The 17,800-nt window shown below is 46.4% G+C and carries 11 protein-coding genes; 5 read left to right on the top strand and 6 right to left on the bottom strand.

All coding sequences use genetic code 11. The features are described from left to right. The first annotated feature begins 306 nt into the window (after window positions 1-306). Window positions 307-1,572 (top strand): OmpA family protein, encoded by a 1,266-nt coding sequence (locus ACZ5XY_RS04025; RefSeq protein WP_464743140.1) that lies wholly within the window; start codon window positions 307-309, stop codon window positions 1,570-1,572. A 325-nt stretch (window positions 1,573-1,897) separates the two neighbouring features. Then, complete coding sequence (typA, locus tag ACZ5XY_RS04020) at window positions 1,898-3,745, top strand: translational GTPase TypA (RefSeq protein ID WP_464743139.1); 1,848 nt, start codon at window positions 1,898-1,900, stop codon at window positions 3,743-3,745. Window positions 3,746-3,815: 70 nt separating this feature from the next. Here typA and ACZ5XY_RS04015 read toward each other — a convergent pair whose 3' ends face one another. The 6 genes from ACZ5XY_RS04015 to cysM form a co-directional block, all read right to left on the bottom strand. Further along, complete coding sequence (locus ACZ5XY_RS04015) at window positions 3,816-4,247, bottom strand: hypothetical protein (RefSeq protein ID WP_464743138.1); 432 nt, start codon at window positions 4,245-4,247, stop codon at window positions 3,816-3,818. Between the two features lie 176 nt (window positions 4,248-4,423). Next, entirely contained in the window at window positions 4,424-5,314 is an 891-nt protein-coding gene (gene mutM, locus ACZ5XY_RS04010) for a bifunctional DNA-formamidopyrimidine glycosylase/DNA-(apurinic or apyrimidinic site) lyase (RefSeq protein ID WP_464743137.1), read from the bottom strand. Window positions 5,315-5,352: 38 nt separating this feature from the next. Beyond that, on the bottom strand, window positions 5,353-7,893 hold the full coding sequence (locus tag ACZ5XY_RS04005) for a RelA/SpoT family protein (protein WP_464743136.1): 2,541 nt from the start codon (window positions 7,891-7,893) through the stop codon (window positions 5,353-5,355). Between the two features lie 259 nt (window positions 7,894-8,152). Continuing rightward, window positions 8,153-9,661 carry a 23S rRNA (uracil(1939)-C(5))-methyltransferase RlmD gene (gene rlmD / locus ACZ5XY_RS04000; RefSeq protein WP_464743135.1) on the bottom strand — a complete coding sequence of 503 codons (1,509 nt, stop codon included), beginning with the start codon at window positions 9,659-9,661 and terminating at the stop codon, window positions 8,153-8,155. A gap of 72 nt (window positions 9,662-9,733) precedes the next feature. Beyond that, the gene (locus tag ACZ5XY_RS03995) at window positions 9,734-10,570 is read right to left on the bottom strand and encodes a 3'-5' exonuclease (protein WP_464743134.1); all 837 of its coding nucleotides are present in this window, start codon (window positions 10,568-10,570) and stop codon (window positions 9,734-9,736) included. A gap of 24 nt (window positions 10,571-10,594) precedes the next feature. Beyond that, window positions 10,595-11,536 carry a cysteine synthase CysM gene (gene cysM / locus ACZ5XY_RS03990; protein ID WP_464743133.1) on the bottom strand — a complete coding sequence of 314 codons (942 nt, stop codon included), beginning with the start codon at window positions 11,534-11,536 and terminating at the stop codon, window positions 10,595-10,597. 310 nt (window positions 11,537-11,846) lie between these two features. Here cysM and ACZ5XY_RS03985 point away from each other — a divergent pair, with 310 nt between their 5' ends. The 3 genes from ACZ5XY_RS03985 to ACZ5XY_RS03975 all read left to right on the top strand — a co-directional run bounded on the left by ACZ5XY_RS03985 (window position 11,847) and on the right by ACZ5XY_RS03975 (window position 17,744). Further along, window positions 11,847-15,365, top strand: coding sequence for an ATP-binding protein (locus ACZ5XY_RS03985; protein ID WP_464743132.1), 3,519 nt, complete (start codon window positions 11,847-11,849; stop codon window positions 15,363-15,365). Window positions 15,366-15,524: 159 nt separating this feature from the next. Continuing rightward, entirely contained in the window at window positions 15,525-16,337 is an 813-nt protein-coding gene (locus ACZ5XY_RS03980; RefSeq protein ID WP_464743131.1) for a crotonase/enoyl-CoA hydratase family protein, read from the top strand. Between the two features lie 231 nt (window positions 16,338-16,568). Then, complete coding sequence (locus ACZ5XY_RS03975; protein ID WP_464743733.1) at window positions 16,569-17,744, top strand: multidrug effflux MFS transporter; 1,176 nt, start codon at window positions 16,569-16,571, stop codon at window positions 17,742-17,744. Window positions 17,745-17,800 lie beyond the last annotated feature (56 nt).

Genomic DNA, 17,800 nt, shown 5'->3' with positions numbered 1-17,800 from the left:
CTTTTTTAGGACAGAAAATACCAATAGTGTCATAAAGGGCATTAAAGAGTGAAGAGATAGCTATAAATAATGGGGCATGTATATTCTTAGTAACTCAGTTGCCGCATTGTGTTTTAGTTACGCCACTATCGTGTAATAATGTGTAGCAAGCTTACAAAAAAAGTTGTAAATTAAATTTAGAATCGCTAAGCTACTTCGTAATTGGTTTTGTTGTAATGTTAACTTAAAAAAAGATGTCTCGTTTTAGATTATCTAGGAAACAGTATTGCTTTGTTCAATACGTCAATTATCCTTTGGAGGAAGTCCATGAAATTAAATAAAATTGCTTTGGCTTTAGTTGCTGCCGCCGCTGCACCTTTAGCAGCCCAAGCTGGCGTTACGGTTAGCCCAATCCTACTTGGCTATCACTACAGCGAAGGCGCTGATAATGAACAGCGTGAACTATTCAAAAGTGGTGAAGGTACCAATATTAGTGGCGAAAATAACGGTGTTTATAAAGAGAACGGTCTTTATACTGGTGCCGCCCTTGGTATCGAAATCACCCCATCAACTCAGTTTCAAGTAGAGTACGGCGTTTCAAATACTGATGGCATGAACGATGATACAGGATCTAAGTTTGATGTTGATCAGCGTATGATCTCAGGTAACTTCTTAATCGGTACTGAGCAGTTCACTGGTTACACTGATAGCGCGTTCAAACCCTATGTATTGGTTGGTGCCGGTCAATCAAAAATTAAAGTAAAAAACCAAGATGCTTATGTATCAGATACAGCAACTAGTGCTTTCCCAGCCGGTTCTAACATTCCCGCTGGATCTGAAGTTTCTGAGTCAACCGACACCATCGGTAACTTAGGTCTTGGTGCGATGTACCGCATCAATGACGCCTTAAGCCTTCGTGGTGAAGCTCGTGCGATTCATAACTTTGATCAAAACTGGTGGGAAGGTTTAGCGCTTGCTGGTTTAGAAGTGGTTCTTGGTGGTCACTTAGCCCCAACTGTTGCAGTTCCACCAATAGTAGAGCCTGAAGTTGATACGCCACCAGTCGTTGAAGTTATTCCAGTTGAAACTGACGTTGATTCAGACGGTGACGGCGTTCCAGACAGCATCGATCGCTGCCCAGGCACCCCAATGAACGTAGTTGTTGACGAGTATGGTTGCCCACTTCAAGTTGACCTTGTCGATGAGCTTAAGATGGAACTTCGTGTCTTCTTTGACAACGATAAGTCAACCATCAAAAACCAATACCGCCCTGAAATCGCCAAAGTTGCTGAAAAAATGCGTGAGTATCCAAACTCAGCAGCCCGAATTGAAGGTCACGCTTCAAAAACTGGTCCATCAGCTGCTTACAACCAACGCTTGTCAGAAGCCCGTGCGGTTGCTGTGAAGTCAATGTTGACCAACGAATTTGGTATCGAGCCAAACCGTTTATCAACCGTAGGTTATGGTTATGACCGCCCAATCGCGGACAACAACACTGAAGAAGGTCGCGCTATGAACCGCCGTGTTTATGCGATCATCACTGGTGATAAAACAACTACTGTAGACCAAACTAAAGATATGGTTGTTCAATAAGTCATAGTTTTTTAGTAAGTCTCATTTTAAGTTACAAAAAAAGCTGCCAAATTGGTGGCTTTTTTTATTTAGAAGTTCAATTCTTACAGTTAATTTAAAATTAATTTTATAATTGATGCTATACTAGCCGCCCTAACACCCTATTTCCTATCAAGGAAATGACAACGACGCGCTAAACGATAAATTCGCGTATCATGGTTTTTCTAAAAAGATGGCAGCACGCATTGTGCTTGCATAATTTTTAAGTTAACTGATTGTTATTACCCAATGCTATCAGCTGGCGCTGACCATTATTATTTTTCTTAAGACGAAACGAGCATTTTATATGGCAAACGATATCAAACATTTGCGCAATATTGCAATTATTGCCCACGTTGATCATGGTAAAACGACCTTGGTTGACAGCTTGCTGCATCAATCAGGAACTTTTGATGATCGCGCAAATGTTGCTGAGCGTGCGATGGACTCAGGAGCAATTGAGCAAGAGCGCGGGATTACCATTCTTGCAAAAAATACGGCGATTAAATGGCAACATCCCAAGCAGGGCATCGAGTATCGAATCAATATCGTGGACACCCCTGGTCACGCCGATTTTGGTGGTGAAGTTGAGCGGGTCATGTCGATGGTTGACTGTGTCTTGTTGGTCGTTGATGCTGTTGATGGTCCGATGCCGCAAACACGTTTTGTTACCCAAAAAGCCTTTGAGCAGGGCTTAAAACCAATTGTCGTAATCAATAAGGTTGATCGCCCCGGCGCGCGAACAGACTGGGTGATGGATCAAGTTTTTGATTTGTTTGACAATCTTGGTGCAACCGATGAGCAGTTAGACTTTCCGGTGGTTTATGCTTCAGCACTGAACGGTATTGCCGGATTGTCGCCTGACGAGATGGCAGATACAATGACGCCGCTGTTTGAAACGATTGTCGATGTCGTTGAGCCGCCTCAAGTCGATGTTGACGCGCCATTTAGAATGCAAATCTCAAGCCTTGATTACAACAGCTTTGTGGGCGTTATCGGTATTGGTCGAATTCAGCGCGGCAGCATTTCAACCAATACGCCTGTAACTGTGGTGGATAAAGAAGGCAATAAGCGCAACGGCCGCATTTTAAAAATCATGGGCTATCACGGTCTTGAGCGAATTGATGTTGATAGTGCGCAAGCCGGTGACATCGTTTGTATTACCGGTATTGATGCGCTGAATATCTCAGATACCATTTGTGACCCTAATACTGTTGAGGCGTTGCCGCCATTGACCGTCGATGAGCCAACGGTTTCTATGAACTTTCAGGTGAATAATTCACCTTTTGCGGGTCGTGAAGGTAAATTTGTGACCTCACGCAATATTCGTGAGCGTTTAGAGCGTGAACTGATTCATAACGTTGCCTTGCGCGTTGAAGATACCGAATCTCCTGATAAGTTTAAAGTTTCAGGTCGCGGTGAATTGCATTTGTCAGTACTGATTGAAAATATGCGCCGTGAAGGTTATGAGCTTGGCGTTTCAGGTCCTGAAGTTATTGTCAAAGAAGTTGATGGCAAGCTGCATGAACCGTATGAAAACGTGATTTTTGATGTGGAGTCTGAGCACCAAGGTAGCATCATGGAGCAAATCGGTCTGCGCAAAGGTGAGATGACCAACATGGAGCTTGACAGCAAAGGTCGAATCCGTATTGAAGCGGTGATGCCAGCGCGCGGCTTGATTGGCTTTCGCTCTGAGTTTATGACGCTGACCTCAGGAACGGGTATTTTGACCTCAAGCTTTTCACATTATGGTCCACAAAAAATCGGTGATGTTGGCGGTCGACCAAATGGCGTCTTGGTGTCGATGGCCAATGGGACTTGCTTAGGGTTTGCGCTATTTAACCTACAAAAACGCGGCAAACTGTTTGCAGAGCCGCAGCTTGAAGTTTATGAGGGCATGATTGTTGGGCTTAACTCGCGCCATGACGATATGGTGGTGAACCCAACCACGGCTAAGCAGCTGACCAACGTTCGTGCTAGCGGTACTGATGAAGCGTTGACGTTAACGCCTGCCATCAAGTTTACCCTTGAGCAAGCGCTTGAATTTATTCAAGATGATGAGTTGGTAGAAGTAACGCCAAAATCAATTCGCCTGCGTAAGCGTTATTTGACAGAAAGTGAGCGCAAACGTCACAATCGTAAAAAAGAAGCTTAATTTGGCTTAGCTCAGTGCTAAAAAAGGCTAACGATATCGTTAGCCTTTTTTATTACGGTTGAGAAAAACCTTAAGGCGTGACCACCACATAATCATTGGTGTTAATCAAAATCTCCGACGGCTGGTCAACCACAATGCGAACGGTATTGTTATCGACCACTTGGGATTTATAATAGTTGTCCTCAGCAACAGTGCAGCCAAGGCAGCGCCCCATGGCATCCCAAGGCTCAACCACCAGTTTTTGCTGAGCTTGTTCAGCGTTTCCGGCGGCTAAAGAAAACGGCAAACTGACCACATAAGCGGCAGTTCCGGCAACCGCAGCGAGCAGCTGTAAAGGCTTTCCGGCAACGGTATCTACCATCATGGTGCCATAAGAGGGACCGAAGTCATTTTCATCAATCTCAATGGCAGCCGCAGCAGGCTGAGCCATCACTGCCATAAAACTGATACTGATAGCCGCACTAGTCAGCTTCGTCATTAACGTGCGCTTTGATTGGGTCATAACAAAATCCTAAAATTAAAATAAGCTAAAAAAGCGCAACTTGCACCTTTTTATGACCTTGGAGTTTCACTGAACCTTAAAAAGGTAATAGAAGATAAAACCAATCGAATATACTGCCTATTAAAGCAATAAGCCCCGTGATTAGCAACCAAAAAAACCAAGTAATGTCGATTTATTTAAAGTTGCTTTTGCTCAATCAAAGGTTGACAGCTTGGACAAAAGACACTGGCGCGACCGGTAATCTTAATATTTTCAAGGGTGGTGCCACAGGTTGGGCAAGGTTTGCCTTGGTTGCCGTAAACATTAAGCGTTTGCTGAAAATAGCCGGTCTGACCACTGGCAACGGTAAAGTCGCGCAGCGTTGAGCCGCCAAGCTCGATAGCGCGCTGTAAGATGACTTTGATTTGTTTGGTTAATTGGGCAATTTGCTCAAAACTAAGCTCATTTGCAGGGGTTAGCGGATGGATTTGGGTTAAAAATAAGCTTTCGCTGGCGTAAATATTACCAACTCCAACGACCACTTGCTGCTCCATGATGACCGCTTTAATGGGCTTGGTAATAGGTCGCGGTTTTTTGGTATTGCTCAGCGTCGAATTTGTTTTTTGGATGGTCTGATATAAGTAGTCAGCATGAAACTCATCGGATAAGGGCTCAACGCCAAGATGGTCAAGCAATTTGTCTTGATAATCGTGATGCCAAAGCACCGCTCCAAAACGCCTCGGGTCGTGGTAATGTAGCGCCGTTTGCTTGCCCTCAGGGCTGGTAAAATTGATGATAATATGGTCATGCTTGCGCGGCTCGCTACTGGTTACGTGTTGCTGCAAGCTTCCAGACATGCCTAAATGAGCCAGTAGCTTTAACGGCTTATCGTCCTTTTTGCTAAATGTTAAGATTAAATATTTGGCGCGTCTTTGAACCTGTGTCAGCTGATAACCTTGCAGTTTTGCCAAATCATCAGGAACCGACCAACGCAGTTTTGGCTGAAAAACTTGAACCGCAGCAACGGTTTGACCAAGTAGCGGTTTAAGACTGTGTTTGGTGGTTTCAACTTCGGGCAATTCAGGCATAAAATAATCAATAAACCTTTGACATCAATTTAAGTAAATTAGGCAATGGCGCGGCGAGCGTGCAAAATCCCCGGTTGCTGCTCAAGCTTGGCAAGGAGTTTGGATAAATGCGCAAGCCCTGCAACTTCGACATGAAATTTAAGCAAAGCGACATTGTCATCGGTGCTTAGGGTGTCAATTTTGCGGATATTCACGTTTTCTTTATCAATGATTTGGGTCAAATCACGCAGCAGTCCGCGCCTATCGTACGCCTCAACATCAATATCTACCGGCTGAAAGCGTCCAGATTTGGCGCGCCAACTGGCATTGATTTGGCGTTCTGGCTCGCGCTCAATCATCCGCGCGTATTCAGGACAGCCGCGATTGTGGATACTCACGCCGCGGGATTGGGTGATAAATCCGGCAATCGGCTCACCGTGAACCGGATGACAGCAGCCAGCAAGACTAATCTCAATATTATCAAGACCGTCAATATTGATTTTATAAGCGCTAAGCTTACTGTGCGCCTTAGTATCGATGCTTGGGGTAAACTCTTCTTCTTCTTTTTCCGGCTCAAGTTGCAGCTGCCGTGAGATATGATTGGTCAATTGGTGAATGCCAATCTCGCCGGTCACCAAGCCCACGACAATGTCATCGGCGGTGTTGGCGTTAAAAAACTGCAAATAGTCCTTAAGGTCGATGCTGTTTGGGTGCACCGATAAGCGCTCAAGCTCTTTTGCCAGCATTTGCTTGCCAATTTCGATATTTTTATCGCGGTCTTGTTTGTTAAACCATTGCCGAAGTTTGGAGCGGGCGCGGTTGGTGTTGATATAGCCAAGCGATGCCACCAGCCAATCACGATTTGGCTCACGGGAAGCTTTGGTGATGATTTCGACTTGTTCGCCGGTTTTTAGCTGATAAGTAAGCGGAACATAACGCTGATTAACGCGCGCGGCTTGGGCGCGGTTGCCAACTTGAGTATGAACGTAATAGGCAAAATCAAGAACGGTCGCGCCTTTGGGCAGCTCGGTGATGTCACCGTCACGGCTAAACACGTAAATCCGTTCAAGCTCGTCAAATTCAACTGGCTGCTCGTCGGGCTCAAACACTTCAATGTCGCCGTTGTCGCCCTCAATAACCACAGACCTGCCTTGGGTTTTGGTGTCATTATTAATCAGCAGCAGTTGGCGTAAGGAGCTGATGCGCTGAGACAGGTAATTGTCTTTTTTATTTTTTGAGCCTTCTTTATAGTTGACATGAGCGCACATGCCAAGTTCAGCTTCAAAATGCATACTGTGGGTGCGAATTTGTATTTCAAGCGATTTGTTTTCAGCAATGACGGCAGTATGCAGCGAGCGATAACCATTGGCTTTGGGGTTGGTGATATAGTCGTCGAACTGCTCAGGAATATAGCGCCAAAGCCCATGAACCAATCCCAAAACATGATAGCAATCGGCAGTATCCTCAACCAATACCCGCAGCGCGCGAATGTCATAAAGCTGGTCAAAGGATAAGCCTTTAAGCTTCATTTTGCGATAAATCGAATAAATATGCTTCACGCGCCCTGAAACTTCGCCTTTGATTCCGGCATCACGCAGCGCGTCGTTTAACTGCTGTTCAACGCGGCGGATATAATCCTCCCGCTCACTGCGCTTTTCTGACAAGAGCTTAGCAATTTCTTTGTAGCGGTCGGGAGCAAGGTAGCGAAAGGCTAAATCTTCAAGTTCCCATTTTAATTGGGCAATCCCAAGCCTATGGGCAAGGGGGGCATAAATGCTCATCACTTCACGGGCGACACGCCGCTGCCGCTCGGTACTGGAAAAAGACAATTCGCGCATAGAAAAGGTGCGCTCAGCAAGCTTAATCAGCACCACGCGCACATCATTGGTGACCGAAATAAGCATGCTATAAATGTTGGATAGTTGGTCGCGCTGATTGTTAATAAAGTGGTCTTCTAAGCGCTTGTTGCTTTCAATGATGTCAGCAAGCTTGCCCATAGCCAGTGTGTCGGTGACCAAAGTGCTGACATCATCGCCAAAGCTTTTTTTAATTTCGTCAATAGTAATCAAGCCTTTGCGGACACTGCGATACAGCATGGCAGCGACCAGCGCGTTTTCATCTTGATAAAGATAGGTCAAGATATCGGTCATGCCGATGCCGGTGACATACGCTCCTGAGCGCTCTGACTCATCAGTATTCATCCGGCTGCGGATAAAGTCGCAAGCTTGCGCCAATTTAGGGACACTGTCTTGACCGATTCGCCGAGCCACATTGTCAAGCCAAGCCGGAATGTCAATATTGGCTTGTTCAAGGCTTAAGCCATCGCTGTCAATGAGCTGCGACTCATGAAAAATGGCGCTGTCTAAATAATTGTTATCAAAATACAGCTCATCGGGATAATTATAGTGCGGATTGCGGTCAAAAGTGGTGTGCAGCTTGTGAGTGGCAAGCTGATTTTTGATGTCAAGCGGCAGCTGAGCGTAGCTGTTGGCAGAGCCCTGCGAGCGCTGATTGGCAACCAGTTGGGCGGCAACGGCAGCGCTATCTACTTGGGTGGTTTGACCATCAACAAGCGGTAAACCTTCACGAATTTTTACCATAGCCTGCTCCTTATTGCGACTTTTAAAATCAAGTTAAGAGCGCGGCGACGCTTACTTGGCAGCTTATTACTCATAATCCCTCAAATTGCCGTAACAACACTTTTGCGATGATGACCACAATTATCGCACCCTAGCGGTACAATTCAAGCCTGTAACTGTAATAATCCTATGATTAAAAGTAACATAATGGCGCTAATTTATAAACCAAAGTTTAACAAAATAGCGTCGTTTGCATAAAAATTTATCGGTTTAGCTTTGCTTACGCAGTCACTTTTTCAAAGCGGGCGATAGATTCAACGTGACCGGTATGACAAAACATGTCCATAACACCGGCATCTGTCAAGCGGTAGCCGCCATCAAGCAGCGCTTTGGTATCGCGGGCAAGCGTTGCCGGATTGCACGACACATAAACAATACGTTTGGCATTAAAATTGGGCAAATATTGCATAATTTCCCAAGCCCCCGAGCGCGGTGGGTCGATGAGCAGCGCATCAAAGCCTTGATTTGCCCACGGCTCATTTGAGCAGTCTTGGGTCAAATCTTGAGCGTAAAATTCGGTGTTGCCAAGACCATTTCGGCGAGCGTTATCAGCGGCGCGCGCGGTCATCGCCTCACTGCCTTCAACCCCAATCACAAGACCTGACGCGCCAACCAGCCTTGCCATTGGCAAACTAAAATTGCCAAGACCGCTGAACAAATCAAGGACGCGCTCACCGGCTTTTAACTCAAGCAAATCGCAGGCAAGCTTGGTCATTTTGCGGTTCACCGACAAATTGACTTGGGTAAAATCGGTTGGGATAAATTCATACTTCAAATCAAACTCAGGAAGCTGATAATAAAGCCTGCCAAATTGCTGACTTAAATCATCACTTTCGTGCAAGGCAATGCGCTCAATGCTGTCCATACCTTTAGGCTGCAAATAAAGTTGCCAGTTGCGCGCGCGAAAAAACGTCTTTAATTTTTCTAAATCACTATCAGTCAATGGCGATAAGTTGCGAACGATTAAGGCGACTGGCTGATTGCCGTCCAAAAGCTCAGGCAAATGCTCGCCCATGGCAAGCTCTAGCTGGGCAATTTGGTCGCGGCTATCAAGGCTTGCAATCAGCGCTTTTAAGTTTTCAATTTCAAAGCCGATTCGCGCGTCCAAAATATGGCACTCGTTTAACTCAGCCAGAAAGTTGCTTGAGCGCTCCCGAAAGCCAACGAGCGCCGTTTCTTTTTTTGCCACGTAGCGAACGCCAAGCCTTGCTTTGGTTCGATAAGCTAAGCGGTCAGCAACAATCGGCTCAAGCCAGTTTTCAGGCTCGATGTTGGCTTGATGGCGCAACAGCTCCGCCAATACCGATTGTTTAAATTCAATTTGCGCGTCCGGCTGCCAATGCTGCAAGCTGCAACCACCGCAAACGCCAAAATGCGGGCAGGGCGGGACAGCACGATTGGGGTTGGGATTGGCAAGGACGTCAACCGCGTCGCCTTCTTCAAAGCTTGCTCGGCTGTTGGTGATTTTGACGTTAACGCTCTCATTTGGCAGCGCAAAGCTGACAAAAACTTTTTTGCCGTGTTTGTCTGTAATATGACCGTCTTTTTCCTCAAAACCATTGCCATAAATTGCCACGCCGCGACCGTCATGCGATAAGCCGTCAATAACAAAGGGCACAGGCGGCGCCTCTTTTAAGCGGCGGCGCGTTTTTGAGGAGGGTTTGGATTTTTTTTTGCTTGGCGGGGTGGTGATGCTGGCATTAGGGTTGGGCGATTGGGTGGGAGTCATAATCCTGCCTTAATGAAAAAATAACGGTACGGCGTAAAGCTTTAACGGTTGGGCTTTAAAAATTTTAAAAAATTAGTTTGAAAGATGTTGCGTGCTGATTTCCCAATCTGCTAAAAATTCCTGATGGCGGCTAATTTCGCGGTCATCTTTTTGAAAGTTTTGCAAATAAGTTTTGGTCTCATTTTGCCAAAAATTAAAGCCCTCAAAGCTTACTTTTCCGGTCAAGCGCAGCCAGCGCAAATAAATTAGCCACGTGTTGAGCACATCGCTTTCACAATAAACGGTTAAGGTTTGCCAGTCATTATTAGCAACCAAAGCGCCCACCATACTGCCATCAACGTCCGTTTTGCCGGGCAGTCCATAAAGGCTTGCCACAATATCCATCGACTGCCGCGAGCTTGCCCCAAATTGGCTAAAGCGGTCCATCAAGTCCAAATGGCGATGGTGATAGCGGTTGACATAATTGTCAAAGCGCATCTCGCGAATCGTGTCGCCTTCTTCAAACAATAAAGGAACGCTTAATTCATAAAGCATCGCTCGGTACAACAGCACCGGAATATCAAATCCCGAGCCGTTCCAACTGACCAGCTGCGGCAGGCTGTTAAAATGACTAAAGGCGCGAAAAAACGTCTGTAAAATCTCTTTTTCGCTAAGCTGCTCTGCACTTAACGAGCGCAGGCTCATCGCGCCATCTTTTAGATATAAAAAAGAAATACAAACGATTCGCTGAAACGGCAGCCGCATAAAACTGCGCCCCGATTCTTGAACTCGAATGGCGGTGAGCGCGCTTAAAGCATCGGTGTCGCTTAAATCACTAAGCTCCGGATAAACGCGCCGCGCCGCTGCAATATCCGGGGCAGTTTCGATATCGAACACTAATACAGGGTCAAAGGGCAGGGCGTGAGTCATCAAAATATCCTAAAAAAGCGTGAATTATGGCGTGGCGTCGTCATCAACGCTATAAAGTCCGGTCGATAAGTAACGGTCGCCGCGGTCACAAACGATGAAAACAATGACCGCGTCAGGATTGTTACGGGCGATTTGTAGCGCCGCCCAAGCCGCTGCTCCGGACGATACCCCTGCAAAAATGCCTTCGGTTTTGGCAAGTTTTCGCATATAAACTTCAGCATCGGTTTGGTCAATGTCGATGATTTCATCAACCAATTCTGGCTCAAAAATCCCTGGCAGGTATTCTTTTGGCCAGTTGCGGATACCAGCGATTGAGGCGTTCTCATCGGGCTGCAAACCAATGATTTTAATGTCGGGATTTTTTTCTTTTAAAAATTTTGCCACGCCGGTAATCGTTCCGGTCGTTCCCATCGAGCTGATAAAATGAGTGATTTTACCGTCAGTTTGCTGCCAAATTTCAGGAGCCGTGGTTAAATAATGCGCTTGTTTATTGTCCGGATTGTTAAATTGGTCAAGAACCACGCCTTTGCCATCCGCTTGCATTTGCAGCGCCAAATCACGAGCCGCTTCCATGCCCTCATCAACCTCAATCAGGGTAGCGCCATAAGCTGCCATCGCATCTTTGCGCTCTTGGGTGGAATTGGTTGGCATCAATAGCGTCAACGGATAACCGCGCATGGCGGCAACCATGGCAAGGGCAATTCCGGTGTTGCCACTGGTCGCTTCAATCAAAGTATCCCCGCGCTTAATATCACCGCGCTTTTCAGCTTGATAAATCATGTTAAACGCGGCGCGGTCTTTGACCGACCCTGCCGGATTGTTGCCCTCAAGCTTTGCCAGTAGCGTGGCGCCGCTTATGCCCTCAAGCGCTGGCAAGGTGGTCAATTTGACCAACGGCGTTTTGCCAACACAGTCGGCTAAGGTTACCGTTTGGCTGATAAATGATTTGGTATCTTGCGATGACATAACGCATCCTTGTGGTGTTATCGGGTCGCGAAAGCAAAGCTTGTGATAAATCGCCTAATTTTGGCGTCATCATCGAGGCTGCCCTTTGATAAAAATGCGCTTATTATAGCAGTTTGTTGACCCTATCGTGCAGCGCTTTGCAATTTATTGCGCGCAGGCGCATGAACTTTTTGCTAAAAAAACCTTAACTTTTACCGCCAGTTTTGTGTTAAAAACGCTTAAAACAAGAAAGCTTAAAGCCGGTGATAAAATGCTGCTAAAATAGGCAGTTAACGGTCATGGTAAAGTAAAAATAAAGACGCAGGGGCATATGACAAATAAAAAGCGCTTTGACACCAGTAGCGCCTACGGTCAGCTGATTATTTTGGTGTTTTTGCCAATTTGCGTGCTTGCCGCAGTTGGTGGCATTTTGGTATTTCATGAAACCATGCGCGCCTCAGAGTCTGAGCAAAACGCGCTTGCCGAGGCGGTACTTATTCGCTACAAGCCGATGGTCACTGAGCTGATTCCTGAATTGTTAGAGCAAGAGCGCATTCAGTTTAACGACAATAAAGAAACTGCCAAAAAAATCGTTGGCGATGTGGCAAGCGTTGGTCAATCCGCACTGGATAATAGTGGCTCACATTCACTCGGATTGGTCTCGCAGTTAAATTCTAATGATTATTTTGGCACGCCCAATAGCCGATTAACCAATGCCGTGTTGTCCGAAGATGCGCTTGGCGGGGTGCAAACGCCGATGCCCTCAAGCGCGGTCATCGTTGACGAAAGCCAAGCGTCAAGCGCTGACAAGCCCAAAGGCGCGATTGCCGCTTTGGTTGCCATCCGCGACAAGCTGAGCCGAATGCAATCTGAGCAGCACGTTCAGCGCATTGCCATTATCAATGAAAACAATCAAGTTTTGGCAACCGTTGGCTATGGCGTTCACGAGCCATGGCCGGTCATTGACCCTGCCGCAAACTTTTTATCGCAATTGCCAACGCCGATTGGTACCGCTTACGGCAGCGTTTTGGGGACGTTTGATGAGCAGCGCCTTTGGCTGCTTATTGATATGGACAACGAGCCGTTATACCTTGCGCGCTACCGAATTGCCATTGCACTGGTAATTACAGGGCTTTTTACCATTTTAATTTTGCTATTAAGCTTAAATATTTATGCCAAACGCTGGATTGCGCCGATTTATGAGCTTAGGCTTCAGCTTCAGCGCACCAACGTGGACAACCTTTATAAGCCTTTTGCGGTAGAGTCCGATGGCGAATTAAACCTACTTCAGCAAGACTTGGTAAAAACATTGCGCAGGCTGCATTCAAGCTTTCAAGAGTTAAAAAACCACGCCGAGCAAACCGAGGACGATTTGCGCTTAGCGTTTGATGAAATGGAGATGCAAAACATTTCTATCCGCAATGCTCGTGACGCGGCGATTTCAACCAGCCAAGCCAAATCGGCGTTTTTAGCCAACATCAGCCACGAGCTTAGAACGCCCTTAAACAGTATCGATGGCTTTATCAATTTACTGGCCCGTCATGGCGAATTAAATGCCGAGCAGGATTTATACGTTCAAACCATCCGCAAGTCCTCCGCGCACCTACTTGCTCTTGTTAACGATGTGTTGGACTTTTCCAAAATTGAAGCCGGAAAGCTGATTTTAGACCGTCATGACTTTGATTTATATGACACCATTTATGATGTTGTCGATATGCTGTCCCCCGTTGCCGCTGAAAAAGGGCTGCGAATGGCGGTATTTTTTTACAATGATGTGCCGATGCGAATTGTGGGCGATGCGCTGCGGCTTAAGCAGGTGTTGACCAATATTGTTGGCAACGCGATTAAATTTACCGATACCGGTGATGTGGTGGTTCGGGTCAGCCTTGATGATTATCAAGACAACGATTTGATGATTAGCGTTCAAGACAGCGGCAAAGGCATTTCAAAAACTGACCAAAAGCTTCTATTTCAAAGCTTTAGCCAAGGCGACCCGTCAACCACGCGGCAATATGGCGGCACAGGGCTTGGGCTTGTGATTTCAAAGCAGCTGACCCGTTTGATGGGCGGTGATATTGGCTTTTATGACAACGCTCAAGAAAACATTGCCAATCAAGGGGCAACCTTTTGGTTTCGCATTCCAACCCATGTTGATGTGCTAGAAGCGCCCACTGGTCAAAGCATCAGCCCGCCGGTACTGGCGCCGCTGGCAAGCGTTAGCGATGAATTTCATATTTTGGTTTGGATGAATCATCCGGCATCCATTCAGGTGTTAAAGGCAAGTTTGCAAAATTTGCCGATTCATTTAACTCAAGCCAACTCCTTGCCCGGCGTGCTTGAATCATTAAAAGAGCGCGGCAACTTTTGGGATTGGGTCATCGTTGATAACGACACCCAAGACGATATGATGGCGCTGTTAAAGCAAATTCGCTTGCATTATCAAGGCAAACTTGCGGTATTTGGCTATCAAGTTGCCGCCGACCAAGCGCTCCTAAACCGCTATCAAGCCAACATTTTATTTGAGCCGCTGGATAAACGTCAGCTTTACGCCATGCTCGATACCCAAAAATCACGAGCGCCGATGACCGCGCCATTACCGCGCTGGCAAGGGGTCACCGTGCTCGCCGTTGATGACCATCTGCCCAATTTATTGGTATTAGATGCGTTATTAAGCGAGCTTGGCATTCAAGTGATTACCGCCAATAGCGGCTTTGATGCCATTGAAATCATCAGCAAACAGCAAACCAAAAACAGCAAACCGAGCAAAACGATTGTTCAAAGTTTGTCCAATAAAACGCAGTTGTCAAAAGCCGAAACGCGAAGCAAAGCAAAACCCATAAGCCTTGCGCCCATTGATGACAAAGACGGCGACAAAGACCGCATCGATTTGATATTTATGGACATTCAAATGCCAAGAATGTCGGGGCGCGCAGCTGCCGAGCAAATTCGCAAAATTGAGAACCCTGAGCGCCGCGTGCCGATTATTGCCTTAACCGCTCACGGTTTGGCTGACGAGCGCGACAAATTGATGGCAAGCGGTATTGATGATTATGTTGGCAAGCCGATCAGTCAGCCGCAACTGGTGCAAGTGCTGCAAAAATGGCTCAGTCGCAGCGAAACGCCGACAAATACGGCGCTTGCTGAAAATAAGCCGCTTAACATTTCCCATCAACATAAAGACGCGGTAGATGAGCAAGAATTGGCATTTCGCAAGCAAAAATCAGCGGCAATGCCCAAAGATAAAAATATCGCCAGACCCTTATCGCTTAAAAAAATTCGTGATGACTATTTGCGTGACAGTCAGCCGCGCGATGATTATCTTCGTGAGCCTACCCGCGAAACCCAGCCGCGCTATCAACAGTCGCAGTATCATGAGCAGCTGCCACAAAATTTTAATAGCGAGCCGCAACCATCAATGGAGTCAGCAACGAGCCTTGATAGCTTTGCAGTTTTGGATTGGCAAGATGCGCTCAAGCGCTCAGCAAACAAGCCAGATTTGGCAGCCACGTTAATTGGCATGATGCTTGAAACCATTGACACCGAAAAACAGGCGCTAAATCACGCTTGGAACGCCCGTGACCGGCAGCAACTTGGTCAAATTGCGCACCGGATTTTGGGCGCAAGTCGTTATACCGGCGTGCCGCAACTGCGCTTTGCCAGTCAAAACCTTGAAGATAAATGTTTGCTGAGCTCACAGCATGCAAGCCCTGCGCAATTTGCCAAGCTTGAGCCGTATTTTAAAGAGCTGTTGACCGCCCTTAACAATTTACAAAACCATGATTTATCACCATATCCGCAGCTGACTGTTCATCAACTCAGTGAAAACGACATGGCTTGGAAAATGATTTAGCTTTGCTAAGCTTGAAATGCCAAGTGCTCAAGGCAAATTAAACAAGATAAGTTAAAAAGGTAAGTTAAAACCGACTACCTGAACGGTCAAAGTTTACTGCCGAAAATGATAGCTTGCTTGCTAAGATGTCAGGTAATTTTAAATTCTTAAGGATGCCTCATGCACAAGGTTGCAAGCTTTCGATACCAAACGCTGCAAGTTTGCAGTCAAAAGAACGTGTTAACCGTCACTTTAAATCGACCCGATAAAAAAAATGCCATGAGCTTTTTGATGATGCGTGAGCTGATTTTGGTGGCAAAACGAGCAGCTGCCGATAACGCATTGCGGGCGGTGATTGTGGAGGGCAGCCAAAATAGTTTTTGCTCAGGGATTGATTTGCAGGATTTAACCGCACCAAAACAGCAAGCTTTTGCCTTTTGGGAGCTGATTAAACCTTGGCAAAGCTTATTTCAACAGGTTTGCTTAATTTGGCAATCGCTGCCAATTCCGGTCATTGGCGTGCTAGAAGGTCATTGTTTGGGGGCAGGATTGCAGCTTGCGCTTGGCTTTGATGTTCGTATCAGCCACCCTGATTGTAAGTTTGCTATTTTAGAGGGCAAATGGGGCTTGGTGGCAGACATGGGAATTTCAAAATCGGCGGCAGGGCTGGTTCGACCCGATGTCTTAAAAGAACTTGCGATGACCGCTCGCATTATTGATGGCGCTCAGGCGCTCAATTTTGGGCTGATTACCCATTGCCACAATGAGCCGATGACCAAAGCGATGGCTTTGGCAGAAGAGATTTCTCATCGCTCCCCCGATGCCGTCCTTGCTGCGAAGCGCGTCGTCAATCAGCTTTTTGCGCCAAATGCCTTAAGTTTGTATCAAGAAAAATTTTGGCAGTTAAAACTGATGCTCGGTCAAAATCAAAAGCTTGCGCTCAAAAAAGCCAAAGACAGCGCCGTAACGTTTAAACGGCGCCAGTTTCGCTAAGCTTAGCATCGACTCATTAGCCAAACTTGATAAAAGTGCAAAAAGCTATTGAAAAATTTATAAAAGTCAAAATATAAGGCAATTGGTTAATGATTTTTATTAACTGTTTTATTGCCTTTAAAAAAAGTGGTCTGATTTATGCCCCCCTTAAACCAATCATCCCCCAACTCACCAACCCCGCCCAACGCCTCAAACCAAGTCCGCTCGGCAGATTTGCCCGTATTATGGATTATGATGCTTGGGCTGATGGTGGCTGTTGGACCTTTATCTATCGATATGTATTTGCCGGCATTGCCTGAAATGGCAAAAAGCTTTGGCGTATCGACGGCATTTATTTCCAACTCTGTTCCGGCGTATTTTATCGGCTTGGTGTTCGGTCAGCTGTTTTATGGTCCGTTTAGTGACCGTGTTGGTCGGGTCAAACCTTTATATATTGGCATGACGCTTTATGTGATAGCTTCTGTCGTTTGTGCCAGCACCAACAATGAGTTGGTCTTATTTGTTGGGCGAACGCTACAAGCTTTGGGCGCTTGTGTTGGGGCGGTGGTCACGCGAGCGGCGATTCGCGACCGTTTAACGGCAAAGCAAACCGCCAAAGCCTTTTCCATTATGATTTTGGTGATGGGGCTTGCCCCAATTTTAGCACCATCGCTTGGGGCGCTGTTTTTAACGTTTGTTAGCTGGCATGCTATTTTTTGGTTTTTAGCGGCGTTTGGGGTGTTAAATTTAATCCTAACGAAATTGTTTTTCTTTGAAACGCTCACCGAGGAAAATCGCAACAAGCGACCTGCCTCCCAAGTGCTGCGCCAATATTGGGAACTGTTACAAGACCAACGCTTTAATCTACCTGCCATTGGTGGGGGGTTATTAATGGGCTCGATGTTCGTTTATATCAGCGCCGCCTCTGAGCTGATTATGGACAATTATGGCGTCAGTGCCACCCACTTTAGCTGGATTTTTGGTGCCAATGCGGCAGGGTTTGTGGCGCTTACCCAATTAAATCAGTGGTTGACCAATCATTATCGCTTGCTAAGCTTACTTCGTTTTGGGGCACTGGTTCAAGTGATAGCAGCGGCAGGATTGTTTGTGCTTGGACTGCTGTTTGGTACAGAAGCTTGGTTGCCGCTGGTGCTCCTTTGTATTTTCTTTTGTATCTCAGCGCTTGGCTTAACTCAACCCAATGCTGGCGCTATTGCTTTGGCATTTCAAAAGCATCGTGCCGGCATGGCAAGCGCCCTTCAAGGCTCGCTGATGTTTTCTGTAGGCATCTTTGGTGGTCTGCTTTTAAACCTATTTCCGGTCAATCCGGTACTCAAACTTGGGGTCACCATGTTTGTCTTAATGGCGATCGGCTGCTTTTTAGTTTGGCGGATTGACCCAAATCTTGACTTAGAAAACGCTGACTAACAATAACGGCCATCAAAAAGCCAATTATTGATTAACGATAATTGGCTTTTTATTGA

It is taken from the genome of Psychrobacter sp. GTC18467, assembly GCF_055397455.1.
This window is presented reverse-complemented; position numbering and strand designations above follow the sequence as displayed.